The sequence below is a fragment of the Streptosporangium sp. NPDC049644 genome (genome assembly GCF_040675205.1).
GTDB classification, from domain to species: domain Bacteria; phylum Actinomycetota; class Actinomycetes; order Streptosporangiales; family Streptosporangiaceae; genus Streptosporangium; species Streptosporangium fukuiense.
Genome location: NZ_JBFAOJ010000096.1, coordinates 22,080 through 33,273, shown reverse-complemented (window position 1 = coordinate 33,273; position 11,194 = coordinate 22,080). Strand labels below are relative to the sequence as shown.

General features: G+C 67.5%; 13 protein-coding genes. 4 read left to right on the top strand and 9 right to left on the bottom strand.

Annotated features, from left to right (window positions below; all coding sequences use genetic code 11):
* Positions 1-188 precede the first annotated feature (188 nt).
* Positions 189-596: a DUF305 domain-containing protein gene (locus AB0J58_RS36075; RefSeq protein WP_364224332.1), complete on the top strand. Its 408-nt coding sequence runs from the start codon at positions 189-191 to the stop codon at positions 594-596.
* 26 nt (positions 597-622) lie between these two features.
* On the opposite strand, the gene AB0J58_RS36070 is transcribed toward AB0J58_RS36075, so the two are convergent.
* From AB0J58_RS36070 to AB0J58_RS36060, 3 genes are read right to left on the bottom strand one after another with little or no spacing between them, the layout of a single operon-like run.
* A complete protein-coding gene (locus AB0J58_RS36070; RefSeq protein ID WP_364224330.1) occupies positions 623-1,240 on the bottom strand; it encodes a class I SAM-dependent methyltransferase in 618 nt (205 codons plus the stop codon).
* A gap of 11 nt (positions 1,241-1,251) precedes the next feature.
* The gene (locus AB0J58_RS36065; RefSeq protein ID WP_364224328.1) at positions 1,252-1,737 is read right to left on the bottom strand and encodes a M56 family metallopeptidase; all 486 of its coding nucleotides are present in this window, start codon (positions 1,735-1,737) and stop codon (positions 1,252-1,254) included.
* Complete coding sequence (locus AB0J58_RS36060; RefSeq protein ID WP_364224326.1) at positions 1,664-2,104, bottom strand: BlaI/MecI/CopY family transcriptional regulator; 441 nt, start codon at positions 2,102-2,104, stop codon at positions 1,664-1,666. The genes AB0J58_RS36065 and AB0J58_RS36060 overlap by 74 nt, the downstream gene beginning before the upstream one ends.
* A 219-nt stretch (positions 2,105-2,323) precedes the next feature.
* Here AB0J58_RS36060 and AB0J58_RS36055 point away from each other — a divergent pair, with 219 nt between their 5' ends.
* Entirely contained in the window at positions 2,324-2,845 is a 522-nt protein-coding gene (locus tag AB0J58_RS36055) for a DUF4396 domain-containing protein (RefSeq protein ID WP_364224324.1), read from the top strand.
* 370 nt (positions 2,846-3,215) lie between these two features.
* Here the strand turns inward: AB0J58_RS36055 and AB0J58_RS36050 are convergent, their stop codons facing one another.
* On the bottom strand, positions 3,216-3,443 hold the full coding sequence (locus AB0J58_RS36050; RefSeq protein WP_364224322.1) for a hypothetical protein: 228 nt from the start codon (positions 3,441-3,443) through the stop codon (positions 3,216-3,218).
* Positions 3,444-3,614: 171 nt separating this feature from the next.
* Complete coding sequence (locus AB0J58_RS36045; protein ID WP_364224320.1) at positions 3,615-4,427, bottom strand: class I SAM-dependent methyltransferase; 813 nt, start codon at positions 4,425-4,427, stop codon at positions 3,615-3,617.
* A gap of 86 nt (positions 4,428-4,513) precedes the next feature.
* On the opposite strand from AB0J58_RS36045, the gene AB0J58_RS36040 reads away from it, so the two are divergent.
* The gene (locus AB0J58_RS36040) at positions 4,514-4,996 is read left to right on the top strand and encodes a MarR family transcriptional regulator (RefSeq protein ID WP_364224318.1); all 483 of its coding nucleotides are present in this window, start codon (positions 4,514-4,516) and stop codon (positions 4,994-4,996) included.
* An 80-nt stretch (positions 4,997-5,076) separates the two neighbouring features.
* On the opposite strand, the gene AB0J58_RS36035 is transcribed toward AB0J58_RS36040, so the two are convergent.
* The 4 genes from AB0J58_RS36035 to AB0J58_RS36020 form a co-directional block, all read right to left on the bottom strand.
* The gene (locus tag AB0J58_RS36035; protein ID WP_364224316.1) at positions 5,077-5,430 is read right to left on the bottom strand and encodes a beta/gamma crystallin domain-containing protein; all 354 of its coding nucleotides are present in this window, start codon (positions 5,428-5,430) and stop codon (positions 5,077-5,079) included.
* A 428-nt stretch (positions 5,431-5,858) separates the two neighbouring features.
* Entirely contained in the window at positions 5,859-6,461 is a 603-nt protein-coding gene (locus AB0J58_RS36030; protein ID WP_364224314.1) for a hypothetical protein, read from the bottom strand.
* Between the two features lie 234 nt (positions 6,462-6,695).
* Positions 6,696-9,293, bottom strand: a complete 2,598-nt coding sequence (gene rph / locus AB0J58_RS36025) for a rifamycin-inactivating phosphotransferase (RefSeq protein ID WP_364224334.1) — start codon at positions 9,291-9,293, stop codon at positions 6,696-6,698.
* A 675-nt stretch (positions 9,294-9,968) separates the two neighbouring features.
* Positions 9,969-10,403 (bottom strand): hypothetical protein, encoded by a 435-nt coding sequence (locus tag AB0J58_RS36020; protein ID WP_364224312.1) that lies wholly within the window; start codon positions 10,401-10,403, stop codon positions 9,969-9,971.
* On the opposite strand from AB0J58_RS36020, the gene AB0J58_RS36015 reads away from it, so the two are divergent.
* Positions 10,402-11,097, top strand: a complete 696-nt coding sequence (locus AB0J58_RS36015) for a phytanoyl-CoA dioxygenase family protein (RefSeq protein ID WP_364224310.1) — start codon at positions 10,402-10,404, stop codon at positions 11,095-11,097. The genes AB0J58_RS36020 and AB0J58_RS36015 overlap by 2 nt on opposite strands.
* Positions 11,098-11,194: the final 97 nt, after the last annotated feature.

Here is an 11,194-nt window from a genome sequence, read left to right as displayed (position 1 = left end):
GGGAATGCCCGGTCTGTGAAGCGTCAACCCCCGCGCGCCGCCTGACCGCGACGCGACGGGAGAGTCTCCGGCCCTCAGGCCGGGGAGGAGTTCAAGCGTATAGGCCGATCACCTGCGCGGACGGCACCACGGATCCGCCCGCAGACGAGCGGCACGCAGATACGACCGACCGGAAGGAGATCACAGAGATGTTCGCCAACCGATCCGCCCTTCACAGACTCGCAGTGACCGCCACGGCACGAGCCGGCGCTTTCGCGCTGCTCACCGCCTGTGGAGGCGGTGACGATGCGTCGACCGGCCACACCGGCATGACCAGCAGCGCTCCCGCTGCCGTCCCTACCGCAAGCCAGAAGTCGCAGACCTCCTTCAACAACGTCGACGTCACCTTCGCGCAGATGATGGTCCCGCATCACGAGCGGGCCCTGGAGATGGCAGGGCTGGCCGAGACGCGCGCCTCCGACGCGGAGGTGAAGGAACTGGCGGCGACGATCAAAGCCGCGCAGAGGCCGGAGATCGCGACCATGACCGATGTTCGCGCCACCGCTTTGTTCCGGATCGCATTATGGGTGCGCCGCGCCGCGGCCGCTCGCCGATGAGGGGGCCAGGACGTGTCCTGGCCCCCTCATCGGCGAGCCGTCCCAAGGATGAGGTAGGACAACGGCGTGCGGATCTCGGGAAGCAGAAACCGTTCCAGCCGCTCAAGGGTGAATCCTGCCCGCTCAATCGCCGCCGCAGTGTCGCGGCCGGTGTGGCAGCCGCCGAACAGGCTGGGCCATATCGTGGCGTCCAGCAGACGCTGAATGCGGATCATGCCAGATGAGTCGGCCAGGACGTGTTCGAGGAAACGCAGCTGCCCTCCGGGTTTAAGCACCCGGTACACCTCCCGCAACGCCGAGGCCTGGTCGGGAACCGAGCACAGCACCAGGGACATCACTGCGGCGTCGAAGCTCGCGTCCTCGCCCGGCAACCGGTCGGCGAGACCGTCGACAACGTCGACCGGTATGAGGGCCTTGCCGGCATTGACCCGGGCCAACCGGCGCAGACGCGGCTCCGGTTCGACCGCGAGCACCCCGGCAACGGCCGGCGGATAGTGGGCGAAGGTCAACCCGTTGCCGGCGCCCACCTCGATCACTTTTCCAGAGAGCCCGGCCAGCAGCGCCTCCCGACGCTCGGCCAGACCTGCGCGTTCCATCACCTGGCTGATACGGGCATAGAACCGCGCGAAGATCGGATGGTTCACACCTGTCCTCGTCATCGTCTCCTCCCGTTCCCATCATCACCCGCCGGCGCACCGGCGGCTCTGCCGGCCCGCCGCTCGAACCGGAGCGATCGAGCCATGGTCTGTGAAGGGGGTTCAGCGCGAGACGGGACGGTAGAACACCGAGAACCGATGTGGATACGCGGGTGGCGGCAAGCCGCGACATCGTCGGCGAGGAGCTCGATCAGCCGTGCGATCCCGCTCCGGGCCGGGGCGAACAGCGGCAGACGGGGGAAGGCTCGGCAGAAGGCCTCGGCGGCGGCCAGGACGAGATGATGGCGCCCGCGCAGGTGCGCCTGCTCGTGAGCGAGGACAGCGGTGACCTGCTCCGGAGCCAGGGACCGCAGGGCCGCACCCGGGATCGTGACGGCGGGAGCGGAGAAGATCGCCAGACGAGGTGCGCGATCAGCCCATCCGCCCCGGCCTGGCAGGCGGGGCAGCGCGACCACCGCGTACAGGGCGAGGGCGGCCGCGGCCATCGTGTGCGCCCTCGGGCGGATACACCTTCAGGGCGGCCTCCGGTGCGGTCGCCTCCTCGGAGGTCAGCCGCTCCAGGAAGTGCACCAGTGTGGCCGCCTGGTTTCCGCTGGAGGCGAGACTGCTGCGCATCAGCCCGGCGGTGTAGGCCTCCTTGCTGGCCACCGTCTCGTAGACATACGCCCGGCCGATCGGCTTCCTGCGGAGCAGGCCTTTCTTGTGCAGCTTGTCCATCACCGTCATGACGGTCGTGTAGGCGATGTCCCGCTCGCGACGGAGATCTTCGAGCACGTCCCTGACCGACGCCGGCCGGTGATACGACCACAGGCGCTCCATGACCGTGGACTCCAGGTCTCCCAGACCACGCATCAGGTGAGACTCCCATCTGGCGGCGAATCATCTAATGCTACTGGCCGTCGTAGATGCCTGGCATGCGTCGCTTCCGCCACCGGCCCGCCGATCGCCGGGTTCGCGATCGTGGCGGGCCCGATACCCGCAGCCTCCTGACGTGAAAAGCGTTGTCCGCATACCCCTTACCCGTATAGGGTGGCCGGGACTGGGAAAAGATGCGCGAGCCGGGAGGCTGGGATGGCGGAATCGATGGACTCCAAGAGTCGCGCCGGACACGAGGAGCCCCACGGGCATGACCACGGGCACGCCGGCCACGCGCGGAAGGCCACCTGGCGGGTGGCCTCGTCGGCGACCCTGCACTGCCTCACCGGGTGTGCCATCGGTGAGGTGCTCGGCATGGCGATCGGCACGGCTCTGGGATGGCCGAACGTGCCCACCATCATCTTGGCCATTGTGCTGGCCTTCTTCTTCGGCTACGCGCTCACCCTGGTCGGGTTGCGCAAGGCGGGCGTCAACTGGCGCAAGGCCCTGCGGCTAGCGCTGGCGGCCGACACCCTGTCCATTCTCGTCATGGAGATCGTCGACAACGCCGTCATGGTCGCGGTTCCCGGCGCCATGGACGCCGGGCTGACCTCCGGCCTGTTCTGGGGAACCCTCGCCTTCGCCCTCCTGGTGGCCTTCCTGGTCACCACGCCCATCAACAAGTGGGTCATCGGCCGGGGCAGGGGACACGCCGTCGTCCATGCCTACCACCACTGACGGGCACCGACCTGCTACGCCCTCATCCGCTGATCGCGGTGAGCGCATCGAAAGATTCCCGCGACGATCGACCGTAGCGGCGAGCAGATCGCCGATGTAGCGCAGGACGACGGGAGAGGCGGGGGCCCAGCGGCCCTGCTTGGCGATGACGGAGACGGGGACGCCCGCGGCGTCAGGCTGTGCGCGGTGAAAGTGTCCGCGCCGGGGACGATGACGTCAGGACCACTCGGGGCCGTCGAAGGGGTACTCTCCCGGCCGCCACACCTCGAACTCCGGGCGGCCGGTGAAGCCCATGAGCAGTGCGATCTCCGGCCCGTCCGCTATCGTTGCCACCGAAGGTCAGCCGATCGACGAGTTGCGCGAAGATCTCCTAGCCGAGCCTCTCCACCATCGTGACCACCTGCGCCTTGTAGCGCCGTTTGCGGGCGAGGTATTCACGGTTGGCGATCTGTGCGCCAGGCCCGATGGAGCCGCCGGCGGTGCGGCGGACATAGGTCGCGTAGATGCGATCGAAGGGGCGCCACACCCGGTGGCGCGGCACGCGCCGTGCCTCGAGTTCCACATCACCGCCCAGATGCCCGAACCACCAGGCCGGCATCGGTGGCTTGATGCCCTTGGGCGCCTCACCTGTGGCACCCGTCGATGAGGGGGCAACGCCCGACAGGTTCTCCGTCAGCCACCAGAGGGCCGACAGCGGCTGGGGATCCCCTAGTCGTACGGGCTTTCTGTGGTACCGGGGAGATGTTGATCGGGTTTCGCCAGCCTGAACTCAGAACCGGAAGCGCACGATGCGGGTGGACTGTTTCATGCCCGGCAGCAGGTTCATGAGGCGGTATACGCGGCGGATGTTCGCGGGGGCCTTGGCCATCAGTATCGGCGAGTCGTACATCGGCGCCTCGTCGACGTACTCGAGCCTCAGGTGCCACTCAGCGAGCGCGGCCGGGTTGTCGAAGCCGCAGTGGAACTGGGCGCCATACCTGCGCAGCGTGGGATCCCATCTCGAGGTGCGCCACGCCCAGACCGGTACCGTGTCGATCTGGATTTGGCCGGCGGGGAAGGCGCCGACGACGTTGGTCAGCAGCCGCCGGACGTCCGACTCGGTCAGGTAGGGCACCAACCCCTCGGCGATCATCAGCACCGGCCGGCCGCGAGGGATGCGTTCCAGCCAGGCAGGGTCGGTGACGCTGGAGCCGATCAGGGTGTAGTGCTCGCGGGGCGGCAGGAATCGTTGCCGCAGTTCGATGACGGCGGGGTAGTCCAGGTCGTACCAGTCGACGGTGGCTGACGGGTCGATCCGGTACACCCGGGCGTCGAGGCCGCAGCCCAGATGCAGGACCACCGCGTCGAGGTGATCGGCCAGGAAGCTCCGGGCCCAGTCGTCGTGGGCTCTGGCGCGGACCACCGCCGCGAGGCCCAGCTGGCTGGAGCCGAATCTGCGCTTGTCGTAGCCGGGGTCGAGGCGGCGCATCACCTGCTCGGCGTACTCATCGCCGAGGATCGGGTCCGGCAGCCGGTTGTCCAGAGCTTTGGCCTTGAGGACGGGGCTGAGAGTCTTCTGCACCCCGACGAGCTCGGTCTCCACAACAGCGATGCTACTCTGATTTCACGAATTTCGTGAAATATTTGAATAATCTAACTGTGAGGGCCACGATAAGGAAGGGAGCTGCGGTGACGCGAGCGGACGAGGGCGCCATCGCGGATTTCCGTGAACGGTTCGCGCAAATCATGGTCGAATCCGGCATGCCCCGGATGGCCTCGCGCGTTTATGCCGCGCTGCTGGTCACCGACTCCGGCAAGCTGTCGGCCGCTGAGCTCGCCGAGCGACTGGACGTCGGCGCGTCGGCGATCTCGGGGGCGGTCAAATACCTGGTGCAGGTGCGACTGGTCGAACGTGGCCGCGAACCCGGTACCCGGCACGACTTCTGCCGGATCCACGAGCACACCTGGAGCCACTACATCAGCCAGTCCGACCCGGTGCTGGTCCGGGTGCAGGCCGGTGCCGACGAGGGCACCGCACTCCTGGGGCTCGACTCCCCCGCCGGGCGACGGCTGGACGAGACCCGTCAGTTCTTCGCGTTCATGCGCGAGGAGATCAAGCAGTCGATGGCGAAGTGGCGGCGGCTCCAGGCGGCCGAACGCGAGGCGGGCTGAAATAATCTTGAAAGGCCCGCCGGTCACGCCTGCGGGACGTGACCGGCCGGCGATTCCGGCGGCAGCCAGATGTCAACGTGTCACACGATCTGGATGGCGACGACCTTCGGAGGACGGTTCGGGAAGGTGACGTCGTGCCAGCGCTCGATCTTCACCGAGTCGCCGTTGGCGTCGTAGTAGATCAAGTCGTTGTTGCCCGTGGAGATCCGGTCGACCCACCATCCGCCGAAGTCGGTCCTTCCGGCATTGGCGTAGCAGTCGACGCTCTGGCGGCCGTCGAGGTGCGACCAGATCTTCAGGAAGTTCTCGCCGCCAACGCATTGGACGTGGTCGATGGCGAAGGCGGTGCCACCCGGGAGGGTGACGGTGAAGGCGGCGGCTGCGACAAGCGCCACGGCCATGGAACGGGCGTTCTTCTTGCTCTTCGAGATCACAGATTCTCCTCCTGTGGAGACCGGTGCGCACGGCCCCGGCCCTGTTGGTGATGTCGCATCCCGACGGAACGGTGCTTCACCGGACTGGCAGACGGCCGACTGCGCACCGGAGTGGGCCCTCGCGGCCACGCCTTTCCGTGACGCAATTGGATCGCTCGGTAACTCACAGTAATACCACTCTTTGTTCGGCCGGCACTCCGAACGGGCTCTCCGCTCCCGAAGATGTCCCAGCCATCAGGTAAGGAGTGACCCCACGGTTCCCTGAGCCCACCAACGTCGCCATAACCCCGGGACCCGGATGTTCTCCGTACAGAGCACGCCGCTCCGGCGACTGCCACCCACACCTTGTGACCGCCGGCGTCGCCAGCCTGCGCCCCTCCCCAAATGAGCGTCGCCGTTCGAGTGCGTACATGCGGGCCGGGCTCTTGTCAGCCGGCGTGGGCGATGTCCAGTTCCCTTTCTCGGATGGACTTGCTGCTGCTTCGCAGGGAGCGCAAGGCATTGCCGATCACCGGGAGCCGGAGGCTGCGCACCATGACCGGCCGGAGGGTGATCTGCCGCTGGTTGCCGGGGGTGACAAAATACCGTTGTTCGACGCCGTTGGCCTGGTAGTAGGTCATGTGCGGGCGGAGCTGCGCCCCCCAGGCGCGCAGAGCGCCGCGCTGGACGGCCATCCGTCCGGCGCTGCCGGTGGCGCCGAGGACGAGGACGCGCTGACCGGCGTGGAAGTCGACGCGTCGGCGCAGCGCGACCCAGGACGACATGGCCGGGTTCATCGCGGCGGCGATCCGCACGGGGTCGATGCCGTCGGGCAGGATCACGCTGCGGCGAGGATCGATGAGGGTGCGGTCGGCGAACGTCCCCAGAGCTGTGTCATCCAGGGCCACGTAGCGGACGTTGCCCTCCTTGTCGCGCACTACGCCGTCGACGCCGGGGACGAGCGGGTACACGCCGTTGCCGGAGTAGTGCGAGCCGTTCGCCTTTGCCCTGGCCAGATGATGCAGGCCGGCCGCGAGGACCTCAACGACCATCTAGTCGCCGTGACGTTCCGCGGGGCCGGGGTGGTCGCGATAGACCGGCGGGACATCGACTGCCGGGATGACGGCGGCGTGCATGGCGACCCCCTGAAGATGATTTGTATTGCCAACCACCTCCATGGTGGTTGGCAATACAAACCATTGTCGCGAATTGCCGCTCCCGTAGAGCGCGACGGTGCCGAAGATGGCCCACCTCGAGTGCTGGAGTCCCGGGTCCGAGGCGACGGGTCAGGGGAGGATCTGGACGTACCCGTCGGTTCCGTGAATGCGGATCCGCTGCCCGTCCCGGATCAGCCGGGTGGCCCGCTCCACCCCCACAACGGCCGGCAAGCCGTACTCCCGCGCGATCACCGCCCCATGCGTCATAAGGCCGCCTACCTCCGTCACCAGTCCGGCGACGGTGACGAACAGGGGGGTCCAGCTGGGGTCGGTGTAGGCGGTGACCAGGATGTCGCCCGCCTCCAGGTCGGCCTGTGCCATGTCCATGACGACACGGGCACGGCCCTCGACGATCCCGGCCGATACCGGGAGGCCGGCCAGCGCGCCGGGCGGGGTGTCCTCACGCCGGTACTGGCCGGTGATGGCCTCGCCGTCCGATGTGAGGACCCGGGGCGGTGTGAGCGCCTCGTACGATCGGAACGCCTCCCGCCTTTCCAGAATGAGTTCGGCGTCCACGTCGTCGGTGCGCACGACTTCTTGCAGCTCCGAGAACCGGAGGAAGAAGATGTCTTCTTTCTCGCGCAGGGTGCCTGAGCGGACGAGGCGATCGGCTTCCCGCAGCAGCGCCTGCTTGTAGGCGAAGTAGCGGCTGACCATGCCGTACTTGGGGTACTCCCGGTATCCGGCGAAGGTGCGGACGCGGTCGATCATCCGCTTGGTCTCCTCGGCCTTCTGCTCCCCGTGGGGCAGGGCGCGCAATCGCGTCAGAAGTTCCTGTTCTTTCCGTCGTGACTCCAGGCGTCCTTGCTCGAAGTGTCGTTTGCCGGCACCCGGCTCGAAGTTCTTGATGTTGCCGAGGATGGTGGGCACGAGCGTGGCGGGATGCTCGCTCCAGCGCGTTCTGGTGATGTCGATCTCGCCCGCGCAGCGCATGCCGTACTCGTCGAGGTAGCCCCGGATGGCGTCACGTGCTTCCCGTCCGCCGGCCAGCCCGGCCAGCTCGTTCAGGAAGCCGTCGCCCTCCCGGCCTTCGTCCACGACGCGGTGCAGGAACGTCACGACGTCCGCGTGCGGTCGGATTGTGTCCGCGACGTCGAGGAGCGCCAGCCCCATCTCCGACGTGACGTTGTGGGGGACGGATTGCGTGAGCGCGTCGGCCGCGTTCTTCTCGCCCAGCCACTCCTCGAGGCGGTCATTGAGCCACCAGGCCGCCTCCATCGCCGCCATGATCACCTGGATGCCCTGCGGATCGAACAGGATGCGCTTCAGCTCTGCGATGTCGGCCAGGATGAAGTCGAGCAGCGCCGGTCCGGACAGAGCCTGGATCTCGCTCCGCAGGGTGGCGACGGACGCCTGACTGTGTCGGATCAGCTGGGTGACAACGGCCGGATCGGTCTCGATCGGAGCGGGTGAGTCACCGGCGGGTGCGGCGATGGAATCTTCGTCCGGAAGTGAGCGGATGAAGTCGCCGCGGTCGAGGACGGTCTGTAGCGCGTCCCGGATCAGCGGGTCGGACCTCCCCAGGGTCCCGAGGAGGTTCGCGCGACCCGCGGGCGTCGCCAGGACGGGGGCTACGTCGACGAACAACCGGCCGCCCGCCTCGTGCATCGGCCGTGGGGTCGTCAGCTGCCACAGGGAGAGTCCCAGCGGCTTCATCGCGTCGGTCATCATCTGCTGGTGACCGACGGAGACGTAGACATGGTTCTCCTGGTCGTCGGCCCTCGGGATGGGGAACAGGGTGGTGATCGGCCGGCTCTGGACGATGTGGAAGTCATCGCCGACCAGGCACCATTCGATGTCCTGGGGCCTGCCGAAGTGCGCTTCGATGTGCCGGCCCAGCCGCACCAGGTTCACGACCTGCGCATCCGTCAGAGCCGGCTGCGTCTGCCGCCACGGTTCGATCGGTGCGTCCTGGGTACCGCCTCCCGGCGACGCCTGGACGAACCGCGGCTTGGTGGCGACCGCCGTGCTGACGACCTGATCGTCGCGCACCGTGTAGACGTCCCCGGCGACCAGGCCGGAGACCAGCGCCTCGCCGAGCCCCCAACCGGCTTCCACAGTGGCGATCTTCCGGTTCGAGGTCACGGGGTCCGCGGTGAAGAGGATCCCGGCCGCGTCCGGGAACACCATCTGCTGTACGACCACGGCCATCCGCACCTTGCGGTGGTCAAAGCCGTTACGACGCCGGTAGGTCACTGCCCGCTCGGTGAACAGCGAGGCCCAGCACCTTCGGACGTGCCGAAGGATCGCCGGTAGGCCCACGATGTTCAGGTACGAGTCCTGCTGGCCGGCGAAGGATGCGGTCGGCAGGTCCTCGGCCGTCGCGCTGGAACGCACCGCGTAGGAGGCCTGCTCCCCGAGTCGGGCGAGCGATTCGCTGATCGCTGCCACAAGATCGTCGGGAACCGCGACGCCTTCGACGACGCGGCGGATGTCGGCGCTCAAGGTGCGGATCGCCGCACGGTCGTCCGGTTTCACGCGCGACAGCCGGTCAAGCTGAGCGTCGATCGACGGCGCCTCGGCCACGATCCGCTGGAAGGCGTCTGTCGTGACGCAGAAGCCGTCCGGTACGCGGATGCCATTGATTCGCGAAAGCTCGCCCAGGTGCACTCCCTTTCCGCCGACGTCTGCGATATTCGTCGAGTCGATCTCCTCGAAACCCAGCACGTAACCCAATTCCGTTGCTCCATCGTTCGTCGGGTCGGTTCGCAACGGGCAAGTATGAAGCACTTTCTGGCGCCTCATGAGACGCACGAATCTGATATAAAGTGAAAGTGGCGGGGAGTGGCACGCGCAGTCCGGCCCGACCTCGCCCACACCGGCATCCCGGATCGCCGTTCACGCCCGGCGACAGCAGCAACCTCCTGGCCGCCGACGTCGGCCACCCCGGCCCGGTCTCCGCGTGGCCGGCACCGGAATCACCACCCGCGCTGTCGGCGCAGTGTAAGTGACCACCGAGGCCGGGAACCCTGGAGCGCCCGGTCACGCGCCTCGCACTTCAAGACCCACCCCGAACGGTGGATCGTCCCGCCTCCTGCTCTGCGCCGACCTACCGGCACCCGGCCGCCTTATCGCCGCCGGTTGCCACAGGCAGTCACTCACAGCCCAGTGACGCCTCGAACAGAGTCGCCAATTCGCACTTTACTGGTGAGACCACATGGCTAACTGTCGCGAATTGTCTCAGCCCTGAATTCAAAGAGTCACCGTATGTACTCCCCCGGGCCCCACTCGGGTTACGGTGCGAGTGCTTCTGTATGTGTCCACTCGGTCAGTGCGCTCGAGTCCGGTGAGCCAGGACGGCCCGCACGGAGTTGCGGACGTCTCTCACGCGCGTCCTCGCCCTCATTCCAGGCCGGAAGGGGCCTGCATGGCGCGGTCCAGGATCTTTGCGAGCGCTTGCGGCTGAGCGTTCGCGGTCCACGCGGTCAGAGCCGCCTCGACGCACCCCAGGGCGGCGGCGATCACCGCCTTGGCGCGCGGGTCGGAATCGTCGGCTGGATCGGCTCCGAGACGACGTGCGATCTCCGGCCGGAGGAGTTCCTGCCATCGGGCGTTCTCTTCCCGACGCCGGGCGGCCAGTGACGGGGTGTTCACGATCAGGCGGGTGAGACGTCGGGTGCGCTCGTCATGGGCTTCGTACCGCTCGAACCCGGTGGGCGGCCGCCCGGCCACCCTGCCCCGGCCGCCCGGACGAGCAGATGGATAACCGGTGCACGCTAGAAAATAGGATGAATCGAGAGCGGTGTTGTCGTAGCTTTCTGCGGTGGAATCTTTCATGCGTGACGGATACGTCAAGGTGCCTGCGGTGGTTCCGCGCGAGGTCGCGGACGAGGCGTGTGCGAGATTGTGGGAGCGGATCGGGCCACTGCCCGATGATCCTTCGACGTGGACCCAGCCGGTGGTGTGGACGGCGGACCTGACGCGTGAGGGCCCGTTCGGACAGATCGCCACCAGCGAGGTCCTCGCTCGGGCGCTGGATGCCGTCGCGGGGCCCGGGGGCTGGTCGCCGAAGTTCACGCTCGGCAACATCCCCGTCCGCTTCCCTCATGCCGAAGCGTCCAACGATGACGGCTGGCACATCGACGCCAGCGTCCCCCTGCAGGACGGCCGGTGGGCGGTATCAACCAGGCCTCATACACTCCTGCTCCTGACGCTGCTGTCCGAAGTCGGCCCGGACGACGCGCCCACCAGAATCCGGATCGGATCACATCACGACCTGCCGCGGATCCTCTCCGAGGAACCCATGGACCCGTTCACCGCCGGACCGCTCATCGACGCCGGCACTTCTGGCAGGCCACTGGCCTACGCGACAGGCGAGCCGGGGGACGCCTACATCTGCCATCCTTTCCTCGTCCACGCCGCTCAACGCAACCTGACCGGACGTCCCCGTTTCATGGCGCAGACACCGATCCTCCTGGCCGAACCACTCGGCCCGGGTGGGCCTCCCGCCCTGGCGGCGGTGTACTCCTGATCGACTCGCACGACGAAGCACACGCCCCCCGCGACTGACCTCAAGGTGCGCGCAGGCAATTCCGAGACTCACGCGGACCGCCGGAGCCCTTGCCTGA